This is a genomic window from Rhizobium sp. BK538 (assembly GCF_014197575.1).
Classification (GTDB): Bacteria; Pseudomonadota; Alphaproteobacteria; order Rhizobiales; family Rhizobiaceae; genus Rhizobium.
Window position 1 is genome coordinate 1 of the sequence record NZ_JACIFT010000009.1, and the last position, 19,807, is coordinate 19,807.

At 59.7% G+C, this 19,807-nt stretch carries 16 protein-coding genes and 1 pseudogene; 10 read left to right on the top strand and 7 right to left on the bottom strand.

Translation table 11 applies throughout. The features are described 5' to 3' along the window. Positions 1 to 173: 173 nt before the first annotated feature. Positions 174 to 905 carry a hypothetical protein gene (locus FHX09_RS12555; RefSeq protein ID WP_184450052.1) on the bottom strand — a complete coding sequence of 244 codons (732 nt, stop codon included), beginning with the start codon at positions 903 to 905 and terminating at the stop codon, positions 174 to 176. Positions 906 to 1,527: 622 nt separating this feature from the next. After that, on the bottom strand, positions 1,528 to 2,682 hold the full coding sequence (locus FHX09_RS12560; RefSeq protein ID WP_184450054.1) for an ROK family transcriptional regulator: 1,155 nt from the start codon (positions 2,680 to 2,682) through the stop codon (positions 1,528 to 1,530). A gap of 209 nt (positions 2,683 to 2,891) precedes the next feature. On the opposite strand from FHX09_RS12560, the gene FHX09_RS12565 reads away from it, so the two are divergent. The 7 genes from FHX09_RS12565 to FHX09_RS12595 all read left to right on the top strand — a co-directional run bounded on the left by FHX09_RS12565 (position 2,892) and on the right by FHX09_RS12595 (position 11,066). Next, a complete protein-coding gene (locus tag FHX09_RS12565; protein WP_246699430.1) occupies positions 2,892 to 4,166 on the top strand; it encodes an ABC transporter substrate-binding protein in 1,275 nt (424 codons plus the stop codon). Between the two features lie 148 nt (positions 4,167 to 4,314). After that, on the top strand, positions 4,315 to 5,199 hold the full coding sequence (locus FHX09_RS12570) for a sugar ABC transporter permease (protein ID WP_132591217.1): 885 nt from the start codon (positions 4,315 to 4,317) through the stop codon (positions 5,197 to 5,199). Next, positions 5,199 to 6,050: a carbohydrate ABC transporter permease gene (locus FHX09_RS12575; protein WP_184450058.1), complete on the top strand. Its 852-nt coding sequence runs from the start codon at positions 5,199 to 5,201 to the stop codon at positions 6,048 to 6,050. Before FHX09_RS12570 ends, FHX09_RS12575 begins: the two co-directional genes overlap by 1 nt. 25 nt (positions 6,051 to 6,075) lie before the next feature. Then, positions 6,076 to 7,212: an ABC transporter ATP-binding protein gene (locus FHX09_RS12580; RefSeq protein ID WP_184450060.1), complete on the top strand. Its 1,137-nt coding sequence runs from the start codon at positions 6,076 to 6,078 to the stop codon at positions 7,210 to 7,212. A 17-nt stretch (positions 7,213 to 7,229) separates the two neighbouring features. Continuing rightward, positions 7,230 to 9,368, top strand: a complete 2,139-nt coding sequence (locus FHX09_RS12585; protein ID WP_184450062.1) for a beta-galactosidase — start codon at positions 7,230 to 7,232, stop codon at positions 9,366 to 9,368. A gap of 267 nt (positions 9,369 to 9,635) precedes the next feature. Further along, a complete protein-coding gene (locus tag FHX09_RS12590; RefSeq protein ID WP_132591225.1) occupies positions 9,636 to 10,493 on the top strand; it encodes a helix-turn-helix domain-containing protein in 858 nt (285 codons plus the stop codon). Between the two features lie 30 nt (positions 10,494 to 10,523). Next, positions 10,524 to 11,066: a YbhB/YbcL family Raf kinase inhibitor-like protein gene (locus tag FHX09_RS12595; RefSeq protein ID WP_184450064.1), complete on the top strand. Its 543-nt coding sequence runs from the start codon at positions 10,524 to 10,526 to the stop codon at positions 11,064 to 11,066. A gap of 348 nt (positions 11,067 to 11,414) precedes the next feature. On the opposite strand, the gene FHX09_RS12600 is transcribed toward FHX09_RS12595, so the two are convergent. After that, on the bottom strand, positions 11,415 to 11,852 hold the full coding sequence (locus FHX09_RS12600) for an Lrp/AsnC family transcriptional regulator (RefSeq protein WP_132591229.1): 438 nt from the start codon (positions 11,850 to 11,852) through the stop codon (positions 11,415 to 11,417). A 146-nt stretch (positions 11,853 to 11,998) separates the two neighbouring features. Between FHX09_RS12600 and FHX09_RS12605 the strand changes: the two genes are divergently transcribed. Together FHX09_RS12605 and FHX09_RS12610 are read left to right on the top strand one after the other, a co-directional pair. After that, complete coding sequence (locus FHX09_RS12605; RefSeq protein ID WP_132591231.1) at positions 11,999 to 13,054, top strand: ornithine cyclodeaminase; 1,056 nt, start codon at positions 11,999 to 12,001, stop codon at positions 13,052 to 13,054. A 10-nt stretch (positions 13,055 to 13,064) separates the two neighbouring features. Then, positions 13,065 to 13,993 (top strand): annotated as a pseudogene (locus FHX09_RS12610) (arginine deiminase-related protein). Between the two features lie 348 nt (positions 13,994 to 14,341). Here the strand turns inward: FHX09_RS12610 and FHX09_RS12615 are convergent. From FHX09_RS12615 to FHX09_RS12630, 4 genes are all read right to left on the bottom strand, one after another. After that, complete coding sequence (locus FHX09_RS12615; RefSeq protein WP_007787785.1) at positions 14,342 to 15,295, bottom strand: sugar-binding transcriptional regulator; 954 nt, start codon at positions 15,293 to 15,295, stop codon at positions 14,342 to 14,344. 21 nt (positions 15,296 to 15,316) lie between these two features. After that, positions 15,317 to 16,783, bottom strand: a complete 1,467-nt coding sequence (locus tag FHX09_RS12620) for an FGGY-family carbohydrate kinase (protein WP_184450066.1) — start codon at positions 16,781 to 16,783, stop codon at positions 15,317 to 15,319. A 66-nt stretch (positions 16,784 to 16,849) separates the two neighbouring features. Continuing rightward, positions 16,850 to 17,806 (bottom strand): transketolase family protein, encoded by a 957-nt coding sequence (locus FHX09_RS12625; protein ID WP_184450068.1) that lies wholly within the window; start codon positions 17,804 to 17,806, stop codon positions 16,850 to 16,852. Beyond that, complete coding sequence (locus FHX09_RS12630; RefSeq protein WP_184450070.1) at positions 17,806 to 18,615, bottom strand: transketolase; 810 nt, start codon at positions 18,613 to 18,615, stop codon at positions 17,806 to 17,808. The genes FHX09_RS12625 and FHX09_RS12630 overlap by 1 nt, the downstream gene beginning before the upstream one ends. Before the next feature lie 211 nt (positions 18,616 to 18,826). Here FHX09_RS12630 and FHX09_RS12635 point away from each other — a divergent pair, with 211 nt between their 5' ends. Further along, positions 18,827 to 19,807 carry an ABC transporter permease gene (locus FHX09_RS12635; RefSeq protein ID WP_132591421.1) on the top strand — a complete coding sequence of 327 codons (981 nt, stop codon included), beginning with the start codon at positions 18,827 to 18,829 and terminating at the stop codon, positions 19,805 to 19,807.

A 19,807-nucleotide genomic window follows, 5' to 3' on the forward strand; every position in this document is an offset into this window, starting at 1 on the left:
AGACTACTGCGGCCGGATAGAGCCGGATCTCGCTACCAATGCGCGCACGTTCATCGGTCTTGCCGTCGTCAATGCGCATCGAAAATCGCGCTTACTGAGATCCCGTGATGAAGGCGCAGGAACGCCGGCCTCAAACCGCCGGCGCTAAGCTACAATCCCATTGCCTCTTCGCGTCAACGCCTGAGGCGTGCCTTTAACCTGCTATCGGCGTGGGGATCGAAATAGTGGTAGAGAGCCGTTGCGCGCACGGTGTCGGGATCGCATGGTTCGTTTGCGTGGATGCTTCGGTAGCCCCAGAACAGATAGAGATTTCCTGGAACCATTTTGATCCTCGTGAATGACGCGGGATCGTTCAGGGCTCGGGTTCTCAATGACTTTTGCCGGATCTTGTCCACCATTATTTTGTCGACAAGATTTCCCGCATAGGTTTCCCGGACGGGTCTGGTATTCGGCACGAGGAGGAGATCGCCGGCCCGACCGGTCGTGGGGATAACAATGGGAATCAATGCCGTGACGAGGTAGGAATCATAGTGAAAGTTGAGAGAATGCTGCATCATTCCCTTGCCGGTCAGGCATCTCAGCAACTGATAGAATTCGACAGCAGGAGCCGGTTTGTTGCGGCTCGCTACATAAAGCCGCGAAAAGATCGACTGGAACCGCGTGGATTGTGCCAGTTCATCAAGTCCGGATCCCTTTACGGCTTCGGTGCCTCTAAAGACCACATATTCGTTCTGGGAACTGCGCACGGACGATGCGACAAACTCCTGCATCGTCATCAAACTGGCAGGTGTTAGGAAATCCGGTATGCAGCAATACCCATCCCGTTCCATAGCGGAGAAAAGCGATCGCAGCCGGTCGTCGGAGATTTCGGGTGTGGTTGCATCAAGCGCACTTACGGTATCCATGGCGGACCTCGAAGCGTTTGAACCTCCCGACTAAACAATAGGAGTCGTATCCAGGGTTGTCTACACGAAAGATCGAAGCAACGAGGCGTCACACGGTATTGAGCTGACATCGGAGGTGTTCGGCGGCCCTGCGCCTCCGCCGGGCGATCGCAACTCACAGGCAAGGGTTGCAGCACGGCAAGTGTATTCTCCAGGCAAGTGACATCTCCCACAACATAGGGTGGCGGGAGTAACCGCTATAGCAGGCGACATCGCGCCATATACTCTAATCATTCAATATCGGAGTTAGGCCGGCTATGTGCTCGTTTCTGAATGCAGTGAATGGGGTGTTGACGAGCATCTATCCCGGCGAGGTGTTCCCCACCGAGGTCCGGGGCGTCGGCACCGGCTTTGCCACCAGAGACAGATGACGCACGTGCATGTCGGATGGTTGATTTGCGAAGCGGGTAGACGCGACAGCGAAACTTCCTCTTCGCATTTTCCTCATGGCATTATTGGCAGCGATGCGTGGCGGTAGTTGAAGTGTAGCAAAGCCCATCCTCCTCATTGTTCGCATGCTTCGCTGTCAACGGTCCGCAACTCTTCTTAAGTTTCATGAATGGGGTGCGCAGCAGAACCTTCATCAACCGCTCGGCGAGCGCTCGAAGTCGAAAATTCTCTGCGTCGCAAGCGCGGCAGCGCCCCGTGCCCATGAACTTGGGACCCAATCGGTGACGAGTTCCGGCTTGGTGAAGAATGCGAATTCCTCCATTGTTTTCCGGATCGGGGCGAGAAGGGCATCACCGAATTGCACGGCTTCTCCGCCCACGACGATGATCTCCGGATCAAACAGATTGACCATGTCGGCCAGGTGTCGCCCGATCCGAGAACCGCAGTCCGATAAGATGGAAAGCGCCAGATCTTCTTGATGCTCAACGGACTGAGCGAACTGATCGCGGCTTATGGGGGAGCCCGTCCGGCTCTGCCATTCGTCCAGCATATAGGGCTCTGCTGCATGCGCCATCAGGCATCCACGCCGACCGCATTCACACAAGCGACCATTCACAACGGAGGTCGTATGTCCCAGCTTACCGGCGGCACTGTGGCTTCCATGATAGATCTCGCCCTTGATCACAAGCGAACAGCCGATACCGGCGCCAATCGCAAGCGCTGCGAAGTTTTGGTGATCCCGGCCGACGCCGAACAGTTTCTGCGCGACGGCGAAAGCGTTCACGTCGTCGTCGGTCCAGACCGGAACATGGACGCGTTTGGCGAGCAGCTCCGCGAACGGCAGGTTCTTCCAACCGAAGCGGGGGCTCTGGATGCACATGCCGGTCGATGGATCGATTTCTCCGGGGATCGAAACACCAATACCCATGATTTCCGTTCCCTGCCGGTTAGCCTGCGCGAGGAGCTTCGGGATCGTCGCCGCAATGGTTTCGATCATGCCCTGCGGGCTCGTATCGGCGACGTCCGCTTCGCGCGATGCAAGGGGGGTCGTGGCCAGATCGGTCAGCACGCAGTCGATGCTGTATCGGTTGAGCTTGAAGCCAAGCGCAAGATGGGCTTCGTAGTTGATGTCGACTGGTACGGGGCGCCGGCCAGTGGTTCCAGCAACCGCCTCGCGCTCCACGACCAGTGCCTCCTCCATCAATTCGGCGACCACGAACGTGACGGCCGCAGGGCTCAACCCGGTAATTTGCGCCATCTCGGCGCGGGAGATAGGGCCGCGGTTGCGCAGCAGGTTCAGGATAAGGCGCCGGTTCAGGGCTCGCGATGTGCTGGCGTTGCCTCTCACTTCATCTCCTCATTAATTTATTTCGTAAATTAACTATTGCGTCGACCCTAAAGCTAGGCTAACTTCGCGCCGTTGGCAATCGAGGAGGAGTTCGCCTGCCGCCACATCGCACAGCAAGGCGACGCTCAGCACATTCATCGAACTTGGCCTGTCCGAGCAGACGGTTGCTCGGCAATGCCGAAGCTTTGTCTTGGGAGGAGAGAATGGCAATGAAAGATCTAACGTCGTTGATGGAAAGCGCGGCCTCTTCGCGACGCCAGTTCATGATCGGCGCCGGTACGGCGCTGGCTGGCGTGGCACTTAGCTGCCCCGCGCTGGCGCAGAGCAAGGAGCTGACAATCATCTCCAATATCGGCAACGCCGCGCAGCGGGAGGTGCTTCAGCGCATCGCAAGCGAGTATGAGAAGGCGGGGCGTGTCAAAGTCACCATCAACAATATGGACCATGAGGCCCACAAAACGGCTATTCGCAGCTATCTTGTCGTGGGTGCGCCGGACCTCTGCTTCTGGTTCTCCGGTAACCGCATGAAGGCCTTCGTCAAGCGTGATCTGTTCGACGACATTTCCGATCTTTTCGAACGCGAGAACTACAAGAGCGTGCTCGGCCCATCGACCGCAGCGGTCACGGTGGATGGTAAGCAGTATGGCTTGCCTCTCGGGGGCCTTCTCTGGGGCCTGTTCTACCGCAAGGACGTCTTTGCCGAAAAGGGCTGGACGGCGCCCAAGACCATTAAGGATCTACTGACACTTGGCGAGCAGGCGAAATCGGCAGGCATGATCCCGGTCAGCATGGGCACGAAGGAAATGTGGCCTGCCGCCGGGTGGTTCGATCACATGAACCTGCGCATCAACGGCCTCGACAAGCATATGGCGCTGATGGATGGTCAGATGTCCTATACCGACGATGCGCTGAAGCCGGTGTTCGACACATGGGAGGAACTGATCAAGGCTGAGATGTTCAGCCCAAACCACACCTCCTTCGGCTGGGAGCAGGCTGCCGCCGCACTGGCGCAGAAGAAAGCCGCGATGATGGATCTGGCCGGCTTCATAAAATATGGCTTCCCCGAGGATCAGGTCGACCAGATCGCGTTTGCGCCGTTCCCGGAAATCACCTCCGGCATGGCACGCTATGAGGATTTCGCACTGAATTCGATCCACGTTCCGAAGAATGCCAAGAACAAGCAAGGCGCACGCGACTTCCTTGCCTATTTCTATAAGACCGAGAACCTGTCGGCCTTCCTCGAAGCGGAAAGTGCAGTGCCACCCCGCAGTGATTGCCCGCCGAGCAAGGATCCGCTGGTCAATGCTGCCGTGGAATCGCTGAAGACCGTTGCGGCCACTGCCCAGTACTACGACCGCGACACCGATCCCGACATGGCACAGGAAGGGCTGAAGGGCTTCCAGGAGTTCATGGTCAAGCCAGAACGGCGCGAGCAGATTCTCGAGCGGCTTGAAGCAACCCGCAAGCGCGTCTTCAAGGCGTGACCGCGATCGCCTGCGGCCATGCACCCTCCCTGCGCTGGCCGCGCTTCGGACAGGAGATGCTTACTTCACGCACTCCTGTCCGAAATCCGGCAGCGCCGGCAAGCATCGACCGCACGTAACCAATTCCGACCCTGGAAAGCAGAAAGAGATGTCCAGTTTCTGGCGACGCCATCGCTCTTGGATGGCTCCAACCTTGTTCATTTTCCCCGGAGCCCTTCTGTTCGGCATCGTCATCATCATGGCCTCGATCCAAACGGTCTGGGTCTCATTCTTCGACTGGGATGGCGTCAGCGAGATGCGGTGGGTGGGCCTGTCGAACTACGCACAGCTCATCGATGACCCGCAATTCTATGTTTCGCTCAAGAACAACCTGATCTGGCTCGTCATGTTCATGCTGGCGCCACCACTCGGTCTCGCATTGGCACTGCTGCTCAACCAGCCGATCAGGGGCATGCGCGTCATGAAGTCCCTCTTCTTCGTGCCGCTGGTATTGGCATCGGTGACGGTCGGCGTGGTCTTCACTTGGGTCTACGATCCGAGCTTCGGCCTGCTATCGCTGATCTTCGGCTATTTCGGAGCCACCGCACCGGCGCTGCTTTCTGACGAGCATTTCGTTACGTTTGCGGTCGTAGTCGCAGCGCTGTGGCCTCAGACTGCCTTCTGCCTGGTGCTGTTTCTTGCGGGTCTCAATAACCTCAGCGAGGATCTGATCGGCGCCGGCCAGGTCGACGGAGCGCGTGGCTGGCCGATGCTGTGGCACGTGGTGCTGCCGCAATTGCGGGAAGTCAGCTTCATCGCGCTTGCCGTCACCGTGATCGGAGCGCTGCGTTCATTCGACATGGTCGCGGTCATGACGTCCGGCGGACCGTTCGGCTCGTCTAGCGTGCTCGCCTATCAGATGTACGAGCAATCCATCTTCTCCTATCGCTTTGGATATGGAGCCGCCATAGCCACCGTGCTCTTCGTCATCATGGCCGTCTTTATCGCCTGGTACCTGCGCACCCTGCTCAAGCCTGAACGGGAGGCTCTTTGATGTATCCGCGTCCGATTTCCGAAGAATCCCCACTTCGCCGGGCAGCCTATGCCGGCATGGTCGCGTTTGTCCTGATCCTCTGGCTCGTGCCGCTGATGGCAGTAATGGCAACATCGCTCCGGTCGTTCGAGGAAGTGATGGCCGGCAATTACTGGGGCTGGCCGAAGAGTTTCAATTTCGTCGAAAACTATATGGCCGTCTTCACCCAGACGGCCATGGCCCGCTACTTTCTCAACAGCCTGATCATCACGTTGCCGTCGGTTCTGGGAGTGCTGATCCTTTCGACCCTCACAGGCTACGTGCTGTCGCGCTACCGTTTCCGGGGCGCCAACCTGATGTTTGCGCTCTTCGTTGGTGGCAACTTCCTGCCGGCGCAGATCATGATGATCCCGGTGCGCGACCTGATGGTGTCGTTCGGCCTTTATGATACCTACACTGCGCTTATCCTCTTCCACATCGCCTTCCAGACCGGCTTTGCGACGCTGTTCATGCGGAATTTCATCGCGGCTTTGCCGGACGAACTTTTCCAGGCTGCGCGAGCTGAAGGGGCTTCGCCCGGCCAAACGCTGATCCATGTCGTCTTGCCGCTGATCCGTCCGGCGCTGGCAGCACTTGCGATCCTGACCTTCACCTTCGTCTGGAATGATTATTTCTGGGCAATCGTGTTGACCCAGAGCGATACCGTCAAGCCGGTGACGGCGGGCCTCAGCAACCTGCGCGGCGAATGGGTTTCGGCATGGAACCTCGTGGCAGCCGCCACGATCATGGTCGCGATCCCGCCCGTCGTGATGTTCTTCCTCATGCAACGCCATTTCATCGCCGGCCTCACGGTTGGAGCCGTGAAGGGCTGATGCGCAAAGATCAAAGGATGGCTCAATGGCCAGCGTAGAAATCCAGAACGTTCAGAAGCACTATGGCAAGTTCCATGCGCTCAACGACATCAACCTCTCCATCGAGGAGGGCGAGTTCGTTGTCATGGTCGGACCATCCGGCTGCGGCAAGTCCACGCTTCTGAAGACAATCGCGGGTCTCGAGACGGTAACGTCGGGCCAGTTGCTGATCAAGGGGCGGGATGTCACCCGGCTCGAGCCAGGCGACCGGGGCATCGCCATGGTTTTCCAGTCCTATGCGCTCTATCCGCATATGACGGTGGCGCAGAACATGGGTTTCGGCCTTCGCATGGCCGGACGGCCCAAGGCGGAAATCGATACGGCGGTGGCGAGGGCGGCAAAAATCCTCCGGCTCGAGGAGCAGCTCGACAAGCGGCCCAAGCAAATGTCCGGCGGTCAGCGGCAGCGTGTCGCCATCGGCCGGGCCATTACCCGTTCGCCCGACGTCTTCCTGTTCGACGAGCCGCTGTCCAATCTCGATGCGGCACTGCGCACGCAGATGCGCGTCGAACTGTCGACCCTGCATGCTGAGCTTGGTTCGACGATGATCTATGTGACGCATGACCAGGTCGAGGCGATGACCATGGCAAGTCGCATCGTCGTGCTCAATCGCGGTCGTATCGAGCAGGTGGGTGCGCCGCTCGACCTCTATGCCAATCCCGCCAACCTGTTCGTCGCGGGCTTCCTCGGCGCGCCGCGCATGAACTTCGTGACCGGCACGGTCGCGGAGGTCTCGGGTCGCAGTGCCAGGGTCGCCTGTGCCGACGGGCTGACGGTTTCCTTCGACGATCTTAGAGTGCCAGCCGCCAAGAGCGACACGGTCACGGTTGGTATCCGCCCCGAAAAGCTCACGATTGATCAGGCTGGGTGCGCCTTTACCTTCTACGGACAAGTGCGGCTCACCGAATATCTCGGCCGAGAAACCATCGTCTATGTCGATGCCGGTGATTTGGTGACAACCGGCTCCGACAGCGGAACCGGTGTCTTCACCGCCCAGATCGGCGACATCCGGCCATTCCAGGCAGCTGCCTCGGTTTCCATCGGCTTTGACGTGCGCGATGCCTACCTCTTTGCGGCCGACGGCCGAACCATCAGCTCTCCCAAACCCGTCGCAAGTCTCTGAACAAGGATAAGAATGACATGAAGCGCACAGCTCCTGCGCCCCTTTCGGTGTGGCGCACCCTTAATCTTGACGATTTTCTCATCGGCGTCCCGCATTATCCGGAACATGTCGACGAGAGCTACTGGGAGCGTGACGCCGAGCGCATGGCCGTTGCCGGCTTCAACGTCGTGCGTTTGGGCGAGTTCGCCTGGCACATCATGGAGCCGCGCGAGGGCGTGTTCGACTTCTCGCTGTTCGACAAGGCGATCGACGTCCTGGGCGCCTGTGGCATCGAGACGATCTTCTGTACGCCGACCGCCACGCCGCCCCGGTGGCTGAGCGCGACCTATCCGGAAGTGCTACGCGTTGACGTGAACGATCGCGTCGCAACCCATGGCTCTCGCCAGCATGCCGACACCAACAGTCCTGTTTACCGTGCGCACAGCCGCCGCATCACGGAGGCGCTCGCCAACCATTATCGCGACAACCCGCACGTTATAGGCTGGCAGACCGACAACGAGCTCAACACCACGTCTTCCACCTCTTATTCAGAAGCGACAGAACGCGAATTCCGCCGTTATCTCAGGGATCGTTACGAGACGATCGATGCGCTCAATTTTGTGTGGGGTGGAAATTTCTGGGCAACAGCATATGACAATTTCGACCAGATCACCGCGCCGCGTGCCCACAATCCCGGCTTTCCGAGCCCTGGTCATTTCCAGGACTATCACCGCTTCCTGGCGCATGCGACCGCCGCATTCCAGCACGATCAGGTGGAAATCCTGCGTCGGACCAACCCGGACTGGTTCATCTTCCACAATCTTGGCCGCCTGGAAGACATCGACTTCCGCGGCCAGTTCGGTAGCGACCTGGACTTTATCGGCTTCGATATCTATCCGATGCTCTACGACGAGATGCGTCGCACTGGCGGGCATGCCGCAACGCAGGCGCTGCATCTCGATGTCTGTCGCGCCTACAGCGGCAATTTCATCGTTCCGGAGCAAGCTTCGGGCTTCGGCAGTCAGCCGGGCTTTTCCACCATGACCCCCGAACCGGGCGAGATGCGCCGTATGGCGCTGAGCTCTGTGGCGCGCGGCGCCGACGGCTTGATGTTCTTCCGTTGGCGTCCGGCGCATTACGGCGCCGAAATCTATTGGATGGGCCTCATTGACCATGACGACGTGCCGCGCCGGCGCTATCAGGAAGCGATCGAATTCGCCGGCGACGTCGCCAAGATCAAGAAGGACCTTCTGGGCACGACCGTCCGCATGGATGTCGCCATCGCCGGTGCCGATTTCGACAACCAGGAGGCCTACAAGACCTATCCCATGGGTCTGCCGAGCCCGTTGGAGGATGGTGTTCATCTGCACCGCTATTGCCATTCCAGGGGCATTGCTTGCGGTTTCATTCATCCAGAAGATGATCTTTCGCGGATCAAGCTGCTCTATGTTCCCCATTGGGCGATGTGGAAGCCGGAGTGGAACGCCAATGTCGAGGCCTTTGTCAAGAATGGCGGCACGCTGGTGATCGGCGCGATGACAGGAACGCGGGACGAGCATAACCACATTCCGACGGTTCTCGCGCCCGGCCGCGGTCTTTCCGAACTCTGTGGCGTGCGGGTCGAGGAATTCGGTCGCGTTGCTGAACCAGGCGCCGATGGCCTGTTCGGTCTCAATGGCACGGAGTTCGTACTGCACAATCCCGCAAAGCGACTTTCGGCCGGCTCGGCGGCCCGACGGTACAAGTTCGTGCTCGGCAATCAGGAGCACGAGGCCGCCCATCTCTACGAACTGCTCGACGTGGATCCAGACGTCGAGGTGCTCGGTCGGTGGAGCAACCGCTTTGCGAGCGGGCGGGCGGCCATTACCAGCCGCAAAGTAGGCGAGGGCAGTGCCATCTACATGGGCACATATCTCACCGCTGCACTGGCCGAGAGCCTTGCAGAACAGGTGTTTGCGCGCGCAGGCATCGCACCCCTGGTGGCCGACCTTCCCGCCAACGTGGAGGTGACCGTCCGCGAAGCGGCCGACCGCAAGCTCCTGTTCGTGCTCAATACGGACGGAGCCGATGTCGAAGTGAAATGCTTGCCAGGTGGTGGCACAGATCTTCTTAGCGGCAAGGAGGTCAATGATTGCCTTTCACTTGGGCCGCACGGATGTGTGGTCATTCGCTTCTGAGCAATTCGGGTCAACCAATGATCGCGCGGATGGCCCATCGGCGCTATTTGCGCGGCAGCTCCTCGCGCCGGTCCTGCCGAAAATGCGAACGCGGCCATCTTTTTCCGCGACGCGCAATATCCTCGATATGGGCTAAGCTGCTTGATCTGCAGACAACCGACGTGGATGTGAAAGTGAAAGCTTCCGCCGTCCGCACGTTCGACCTATGATCGGCTGTGGACCCAAAGATCTAGCCATGCCAGATCCGTCAGACATCAAGAGGTTGCATTGCACGACGTTTTGCCTATCCCCGCCGGCGCCGTAATCCGACAGGGTGGACGGGCGTGTTTCTACCGCCTCGTGAACACGTGTCCTTTGCTGATCCAGGTTCGATCGGGAACAAAGATCGTTACGGCCCACGACATGCCGTTGCGCCTTGCCGCCGGAGAGTTTGGCCTCTTGCCAGATAATCGTCCGCTGACCATGGAAAACATACCGAAGGCGCCACAGAGCTATGAAACGCTTGCACTTCCCGTTCCGCGCCAACTATTCGAGGACGCATACGGTCGCATGGGTGCCATAACCCGTCCGTCAACGGCAGTTCCCGCGAAAGTGTCTGACATGCCCGAGCAGGCAGCGGCACTCTTCGAGTTTTGCAGCGACTCGGAAAACCTGATCAAGCTTCCGGTGCCGATTGCCGCGGCCCGCTTGATGGAACTCATCACATGGTTCGCGCTTGCAGGTGCCGTCTTGGGCGAAGCCCAAAGTTTGTTGCTGCGAGACCGGCTGCGCCACATGATTGAAAAGAACCCTGCCTTCGACTGGACGCTGGGGCATGCGGCCCGTTCATTCCACATGAGCGAGGCGACGCTCAGACGTAAGCTGGCTGCTGAAGACACGAGTTTCAGCGAGACCTTAAGCGACACCCGAATGACGAGGGCACTGGGCCTCCTGCACACGACCAGTGTGCCGATTGCACACATCGCGCTGGAGGTGGGCTACGACTCGCCATCTCAATTCGCGGCGCGGTTCAAGGAACGGTTTGGTATCAACCCGCGCCATGTGCGCAGCAACCCTGACGTCTTTGAGCGGACCAGGACAGAAGTTGAGCATCTCGGGGCAGACGCTCTTTCTGGGGGAGGATAGTTTCCCGGCAGTATCAACCAGGAAAACATCATGCGTCTCATAGCAGCACTGCTTGCCTCGTCACTTGTCAACGTAACTGTCGCTCACGCCGAAATGAAACTGAGCTCCAATGACCTGAGCCCTGGAAAACCCATGGCCAGCGCGCAGGTGTTTAACAACTTCGGTTGCACGGGCAAGAATATTTCGCCGGAACTGGCCTGGTCAGGGGCGCCTGAAGGCACCAAGAGCTTCGCCATCATGGCTTACGATCCGGATGCGCCGACAGGCTCCGGCTGGTGGCACTGGACTGTGATCAACATTCCCGCAACTGTTTCCAAGATTGCGACCGGCGCAAGTGGCGACAAGAAGCTTCCGGAGGGCGCCGTGGAAGGCCGCACCGACTTCGGCACATCCGGCTATGGTGGCGCATGCCCGCCGGCCGGAGATGCTCCGCACCACTATCAGTTCACCGTCTACGCGCTCTCTGTGGACAAGCTTGCGCTTCCCGAAACGGCGCCTGCGGCCATGATTGGGTTCTATGTACGGGCAAATACGCTCGGCAAGGCGACCGTTGAGGTGACTTACGGTCGCTGATCCTGTGTTTCAGGCAAGGTATCGAAGGAGGTCGGAGGCAAGCTTGCCTTTGCCTTCGAGCCGATGGGCGATCAGCGGGTCAAGAACATCACTGAGCCGATTGCCTGCTATCGTGTGAATTTGGATCGGGGCTCACCGGATCGCGTTGAGCCCCAGTTGCCGAACGGATATGCCGCGCTCAAAAAACGTCGACCGCGGTCTGCGCGCGCCTATGCGGGCATCGCACTCCAGCGATCAAGGCAACAGGCGCTATACGCCGCACACCATCGCTTGCTGTTTGGTCGATTGCTTCCGGTTCGTCCAGGGCGATCGCGACAATGGCGGAGGTATCGATGACATCTCTTTTTGTCAAACGCTGCTCAGCAGAAGGCTCGTTTCGCTGTTGGCAACGCCATCGATCATGCGCACCTCGCGCAGAACGCGGTCGAAATCCGCAAGGCTTGCCGCCCGGATATTGGCGACGAGATCCCAATTGCCGTTGGTCGTGTGCAACGCGGAAATCTCCGTCAGACCGCGCAGCTTGCGAATGACCTGCGTCGTCGACTTGCCGACGACCTCGATCATCATCACCGCATGCACCGCGCTCAGATCGTAGTCTTCTCTCACCCGCACGGTAAATCCGAGCAGCGTCCCTGTCTCGATCAAGCGGTCCAGTCTGTTCTGCACTGTCCCGCGTGCAACGCCGAGCGCATGCGAAAGCTTGGTCAACGATGCCCGTCCATCCGCGCGAAGATGGCCGATGATGCGGCGGTCGAGATCATCCGGGGAATATTTCGCGACATCCATGCTTCCCGCTCCTGGTTGATAAATTTATGCAAACCGACTGAACAAATTGTACAATCAGCTGCCGGAACTAGCACAGTTTTGCGCTTTCGGCCAACACTTGGGAACGCTAGCCTCTCTTCATCAGCCCAGCGCCAGAGGATTTCGTGATGTCGTCACCCCTTCCATCGGAAAAAGCCTTCGTTCCCTTCGTCAGCGTCGAGAACATGATGCGGCTCGTCCACCATATCGGGCTGGAAACCTTACTGGCCGAGCTCACCGACGTCATCGAGGCGGATTTCCGCCGCTGGGAGCTCTTTGACAAGACACCGCGGGTCGCCTCCCATTCCCGCGAGGGCGTGATCGAGCTGATGCCGACCTCGGATGGCGAGATCTATAGCTTCAAATATGTGAACGGCCATCCGAAGAACATGGCGCAGGGCCTGCAGACCGTCACCGCCTTTGGCCTCCTGGCGGAAGTCTCGACCGGCTATCCGGTGCTGCTGACTGAAATGACGCTGCTGACAGCGCTTCGCACCGCCGCCACCTCGGCCATGGCGGCACGCCATCTGGCACCGAAGGGTGCCCGCACCATGGCGATGATCGGTAATGGCGCGCAGGCGGAGTTCCAGGCGCTTGCCATGAAGGCCATCTGCGGCATCGATCACATCAGGCTCTACGATATCGATCCGCTGGCGAGCGCAAAGATGGTGCGCAACCTGTCGGGCGCCGGATTGACGGTCACCGCCTGCACCTCGGCGCAATCCGCAATCGAGGGCGCCGACATCATCACCACCTGCACCGCCGACAAGCAATATGCGACGATCCTCACCGACAACATGATCGGCGCCGGCGTCCACATCAACGCCATCGGCGGCGACTGCCCCGGCAAGACCGAGCTGCATCGCGATATCCTGCTGCGCGCCGACACCTTCGTCGAATATCCGCCGCAGACGCGCATCGAGGGCGAGATCCAGCAGATGGAACCGGACTACCCTGTTACGGAATTGTGGAAGGTCATCACCGGCCAGGCGCAGGGGCGGCGCAATATCAGCCAGATCACGCTCTTCGACAGCGTGGGTTTCGCGATCGAGGATTTTTCCGCGCTGCGCTACGTCCGCGACAGGCTCAGGGGCACAGGGCTCTACCAGGACCTCGACATCATCGCCGACCCCGACGATCCGCGTGATCTCTTCGGCATGCTGCAGCGGGCAAGGCAGGCGTAGGAGCAAAACGATGCCTGGACATTCAGCCTACTCCATTCAAGCGCCCTCCGCGGTGGTCATGGTGCGCCCGCACCATTTTAGCGTGAACACGGAAACGGCGGCCGACAATCATTTCCAGACCAGTCAGGACATGAGGGAGGATCTGTCGTCCGTGGCGTATGGTGAAATAACTGAGGCCGCCGACACGCTCGGACGTCACGGCGTTGAGGTGCATCTCTTCGAGGATACCGGTCGGCAGACACCGGATTCGGTCTTTCCCAACAACTGGTTCTCGACCCATACCGGCGGTCACCTCGCGATCTATCCGATGAAGGCCGTCAGCCGCCGCCGCGAACGGCGCAGCGACGTCATCGAAATGCTGAAGACCCGCTATCGGGTGCAGGAGGTCATCGACATTCGGGCCTTGAATCCGACGGGCTCTTTCTCGAGGGCACCGGTGCTATGGTCTTCGACCACATCGACCGGGTCGCCTATGCGGTGCGCTCCGATCGCACCGATCCGATCGCGCTCGAACGCTTCTCGACCCATTTCAACTACGAGCCGATGGTGTTCGACGCCCGCGACGAAAACGGCGTCTCGGTCTATCACACTAACGTCCTGATGTGCATCGCCACCGATTTCGCCATGATCGGGCTGGAGATGATGACCGATCCTGCCAGGCGGCAGGAGATCGTCACCAGACTGGAGCGTTCCGGCCGGAGCATCGTTGCGCTGACGAACGAGCAGATTTCGCACTTTGCCGGCAACGCCCTGGAGCTTCAGGGAAGGGACGGCCGTATCCTGGCGCTTTCGACCACCGCACTCGCATGCCTCGACCGGCATCAACTTGCCGTGATCGAGGAAAGCGTCAAACCCGTCGCCCTTGATATTCCGACGATCGAAAAAGCGGGCGGATCGGTCCGTTGCACCTTGGCAGGCATCCATCTGGTAAAGCGCTGATAGGCGCAAAGCCTCAGGGCGCTAACCAAACCAAGTCCTGCCTTTTGAACGCCGCCGCCCCAATAATGCTTGCCATGGGCTGACGCATATTCGGCCTGGCAATTTCTAAATGGTGCTCTCGGTTCTTCGTCACCTGGAAGCCAACAGCGACAGCGCTCGCCAACCCGCATCCACATCGGCGAGGTCCAAAGCATGGCTTGCGTACCGGGATGGCGTCTACGTGCGCATTGCGCTCGCGGAGCGTCATGACCGGTTCCACGAATGTTACAACTGGTCCATTACGCGTTCAGCCGAAATTATGCCGCTTGGATCGGCTTTAGGTGGCTCGGTGTTTTCCGGAAAGCGATTCTACAGATCGATCAATCGCTGGGCGGTGAACTTGTCGGTCACCAACATGCCGATGACCCCAAGTCGCAGCGCGCCGGCAATAGCGGCCGTCTTTTTCAAGCCGCCAGCCAAAGCGATGACGCGATCGACCCGCGCAAGATCCTCAAGCGGGATGCCGATAACGCGCTCGTCCAAGGGCGTCTTCACCGCTTTGCCGTTTTTGTCGAAGAAACGGAGCGAGATGTCGCCGACGGCACCTGCATCTGCGAGATCAGCAAGCTCCCGCGACGAAAAGATGTTGCCCGACCGTGCGAGAAGTTCTGAGGGTTCGACGGCTCCGACGCCGACGATCGCAAGCGTGATGCTGCCAAACAAGTCCATCGTCTCTCTGACAAATGGATCGGACTGCATGAGGAGCTTGGCCTCTCGCGAGGTGGTCACTCCCTGCACAGGAAGAAGCTTCGGCTCCGCACCGGTCAGCCGCGCAAGCCGTGTCGTAAGTTGGGTCGCGTGGGTCTGTACCGATGGATCGCCCATGCCGCCTAGCGTCTGAACGACGTATTTCGCCTGCGCGCTCTTCTGAGGGTGGATGTTTTCCACCATCTTGAAGATGGTTTGACTCCAACTCGAAACCCCGATGATCTCTCCGGGGGCAAGTGTGACCTCCAGGAGATGAGCTGCCGCTTCTCCGATCCGGGCCATGATGGCTCCGTCGCGGTCTTCCGTACACTCCACAACAACTGCCTCGGGCAGGTCGTACCTTTCACGCAGGCCCGCCTCGAGTTCGCTGTAGGTGCCAACAGGCGGGATGACGCTCGTCCGGACGATATCCTCCGCCTCAGCGCGCTTCAGCATCCGGGAGACTGTTGCCTGCGACAGCCGAAGATGCTGTGCGATTTCCGCCTGTCGCCGTCCCTCGATGTGATACATCTGGGCGACTCTTGAAATGAGGCGGAGTTCGTTTAGGCGAGACATCGCTGATCCCGGTGTGAATTTTTATTCACCTTTAGCCGGTGTTTGGCGCGACGTCGAGCGGGCGAGAGCATCATTCCAGGTATTCAGGAGCGCATCCCGATCCACGCGTTCCGGGGCAATGACCTGCTTGCTTCGAGGCAGTCCCGCGATGACCCCGAGATCGCTCCACAGGCCGAGTGATAGTCCCGCCAGATATGCGGCACCGAGCGCCGACGCCTCGGGCGCCTCGCATTGGATGACGGCGTGTTCGACAAGGTTCGAGACGCACTGCATCAGGAAGCGGTTCTGGCTTGGTCCACCGTCGACATAAAGGGCGCCGAGTTCGCCGCCGCTCTGTGCGCGCATGGCAGCGATCACGTCGTGGACCTGGAAGGCGATCGAATCCGTCACTGAGCGTGCCATCTGAGCACGCGTCGTGCTGAAGTTGATCTGCGAGAAGAGGGCCCGCGCGTCGGAGTTCCAGTAGGGTGCGCCCAGTCCTACGAAGGCGGGCACGAAGCCTGGTCCTCCTGGTTCAGCGGTCGCCGCCAGGTCGACCAAGGCGGCCACATCGGGGAGGCCGAGAATGCCCGCCATCCAGGGGAGGCTTGCGGCGGAAACGAGAATGTTGCCTTCGAAGGCGAAAGTCGGCTTTCCGCTGATGCGCCATGCGACAGTGGTCGTGACGCCGTTGGACGGGGCGATGAACCGAGGAAGTGTCGTCATCACCGAGGAGCCCGTTCCGAAGGTTACCTTGCCATCGCCCGGTTTGAACGCTCCATGACCGAACAGGGCGGCATGGCTATCGCCGATTGCGGCCCTGATAGGTGTGCCGTCCGGTACGCCCGGAAGCCCATGCGTCGCGCCGAAATCCGCAGAGCTGTCGAGCACCTCCGGGAGGAATGCGGTATCGACGCGGAAAATCTCTCCGAGTTCCTCACTCCATCTCTGCTGCTGAAGGTCGAACAATTGGCTTCTGGCAGCGTTCGAGGCATCGCAGACGTGCCGGGCCCCGCTGGTCAGGCAGTGCACAAGCCAACTGTCGATCGTTCCAAGTCGGACCGATCGGCCTGTCGGCACACGGTCGAGCAGCCATCGGAATTTCGAACCGGGAAACATCGGGTCCAAGGGAAGGCCGGTGAGAGCCTGTACACGGTCAAGACGACCTTCGGCGACTAGACGCTCGCAATCTTGCGCCGTGCGTCGGCACTGCCAGCTCAGCACCGGGCCTAATGCTTCTCCCGTGTCGGCGTCCCAGGCGGTGACCGACTCGCGTTGATTGGAAATCGCCACGGCTTCGATGGTCACATCGGGTACGGCCTTCAAGCAGGCGTCGATTGCTTCGCAGACAGAGGCGTAGAGCCGGCGTGGATCTTGTTCGACCCAGCCGGGCCTTGGATAGGAGATGCCGACAGGAGCCGAGCCTCTGGCGACGATTTCACCCTTTTCGCAAACGAGAACTGCCTTGGAATTGGTCGTGCCCTGGTCGATCGCCAGAATAACCCGCATCGTATCCTCCCAGATCATTCGGGCCGGGGCGGCGAGTGCGCCCCGGCTTGATTAGGTGCTACCAGTTTACTTGCGCTTGATCAGCGACTGCGCGGCGTCGGCGATTGCAAACGGTGCCATGCCGAACTCGTCGAGCAAGAACTCCGCCGATCCGGTCGGAGCGTAGATGCCGGGAACACCCAGACGCTTCATCGGGACTGGAGCATTGTCGACCACCACTTCAGCGACCGCAGAGCCAAGCCCCCCAAAGATCGAATGCTCTTCGGCCGTCACGATAGCGCCGGTTTCTATCGCCGCGGCGATAATGGCCTCCTCGTCGATCGGGCGAACCGTTGCAAGGTTGAGCACCCTGGCGCTGATGCCGTGTTTTGCAAGGATTTCGGCTGCTTTCACCATGCGATGGGTCAGAGTGCCGTTGGCAATGAGCGTGACGTCCGAACCGTCGCGCAGGAGATTTGCCTTGCCAAGCTCGAACCTGTGACCTTGCGCAAGAAGGTCGGGCACACCCACGCGCGAAAGGCGCAGGAAGCATGGCCCATGGTAGGTCGCCGCCCACTCGACGGCCGCGGCAGTCTCGATGCGGTCGCATGGCGCGATCACAGGAAGATTGGGCAGGACGCGCGTCCAGGCGAAGTCTTCGATCGAATGGTGGGTCGGCCCCAGCTCGCCATAGGCCATTCCAGAGGAAATGCCCACGAGCTTGACGTTTGCATTCGAATAGGAAATGTCGGCCTTGATCTGCTCCAGCGATCGCCCCGTCAGAAAGGGAGAGGCGCCGCAGACGTATGGAAGGCGCCCGCCGTTGGCGAGACCTGCTCCAACGCCGACCATGTTCTGTTCCGCGATGCCGACATTGACGAGGCGGTCGGGAAACTTCGACTTGAAGCCGCCGAGCTTGGAGGAGCCTACGGAGTCATTGCAGACCGCGACGATCGTTTCGTTCTCGGCTGCCAGGCGCTCGAGCGTCGCTGCGAACGCGTCGCGGCAATCGTGGAGGTTGGGTGCGTTTACTGGCGCGTTCATCACAGTGCCTCCGACAGTTCTGCCAATGCGATTTCGTACTGTTCCTTGCTCGGGACCTTGTGGTGCCAGTCGACGCGGTCCTGCATGAACGAGATTCCATGACCCTTGTTGGTGTGGGCCACGATGCAGTGCGGCCGCGATCCCCTGTGTTCGAGGGCCGGGACGACCTCGCTCATATTGTTTCCGTTGACCTCGGTGACTTCCCAGTCGAAGGCTTCGAGCTTCGGGCGCAGCGGCGCGAGATCGTTGGTGTCGGCCAGAGCGGCACCCTGCTGGAACCTGTTGTGGTCGATGACCAGCGTCAGGTTATCCAGCTTGAATTGGGCCGCGGCCATGATCGCCTCCCAGTTGGAACCCTCCTGCATCTCTCCGTCGCCGGTGACGACGTATGTATGATACTTTGCGCCGGAGAGCTTGGCGGCCTTCGCCATACCCACCGAAACGGGCAGACCATGGCCAAGCGGCCCGGTGTTCGTTTCGACACCCGGAACCTTATTACAGTTAGGATGCCCGTTCAGTCTCGAGTGCGGCCGCAGGAAGGTGGAAATCTCCTCTTCCGGAATGAAGCCGCGCTTTGCCAGGGTCACGTACAGGGCACACGCCGTATGGCCCTTCGAAAGAACGAACCTGTCCCGAGCGGGGTGCTTTGGTTGGTCCGGCCAAACGTTCAGCACGCGGAAATAAAGGGCCGTCAGGATATCGATGACCGACATTTCCCCGCCGATATGGCCGGCACCTGCTTCGAAGACGGCCTGAAGATCGCGCAATCGGATCTCGCGAGCGAGGCGCTCGAGTTCTGTCGTATCCATGGATTCCTCTTGTGCATAAATATTCACTATCCAATATTTTTGCATACGAACACGTTTAGTCAACCCCCTCAGACAAACATCGTGCCATGACGGGCACGGACAAATCCTGTTGACAGCCCTAAAGCAACTTGTTAATGAATTTTCCGGCAGGCGTGAATAAATATTCTGCATTGAACAAATATTGACGACCGACGAGATCCAGGGAGGAACGATGGTGGCGCTCGACATCAATGAACAGAGGCTCTCGTCCGGCACCTGGCTTGCCAAGCTCAGGGGCGCCACCGGCCCACTCGTGGGGCTGCTCGCGCTTTGCGTCTTTCTGAGCTTCAGCACCGACGCGTTTCTGTCCGTTCGAAACGGCCTCAACATCCTCGATCAGATCACCGTCCTTGGCATCATGGCGGTCGGAATGACCTTCGTCATCCTGATCGGCGGCATCGACCTCTCGGTTGGTTCGGTGCTTGCCCTTGCTATGATGGTCATGGGCTGGACCGCTAACGTTGCCGGACTTCCGCTGCCTGTCGGGATCGCCTTCGGGCTGGTCGCATCCGCCGTCTCCGGTCTGATTGTTGGACTCCTGGTGACGCAATTCCGAGTGCCGGCGTTCATCGCCACTTTGGCCATGATGTCCGCAGCTCGCGGCGTCGCAAACATGATCACGGATGGCCAGCAGATTGTTGGATTCCCCGACTGGTTCATGATGCTCGCGATCGATCGCCATTTCGGGGTGCTGACTGCCACCGTATTTCTCATGCTTGCTGTCGTGCTTGCAGCCGGGCTCTTCCTGCGCTTCCGGTCCGAAGGCCGCATGCTTTACGCTGTCGGCGGAAACCCGGAAGTCGCTCGCTTGGCCGGTATCAACGTCCAGCTCGTGACGATCGGTGTCTATGTCGTGAGTGCGGTCCTTGCCGGACTGGCCGGCATCGTACTCGCCGCCCGCCTGGACTCTGTCCAGCCTTCCAGCGGCCTGGGCTATGAGCTGGACACCATTGCTGCGGTCGTCATCGGCGGGACGTCGCTTTCGGGCGGCGCCGGAGGGATCGGAGGAACGCTGATCGGCGTTCTTATCATCGGCGTCCTTCGCAACGGCCTCAACCTACTCAATGTTTCGCCGTTCCTTCAGCAAGTGATCATCGGGATCGTCATCGTACTTGCGGTTGGCGCGGAGACCATTCGTCGACATCGCGCCTGA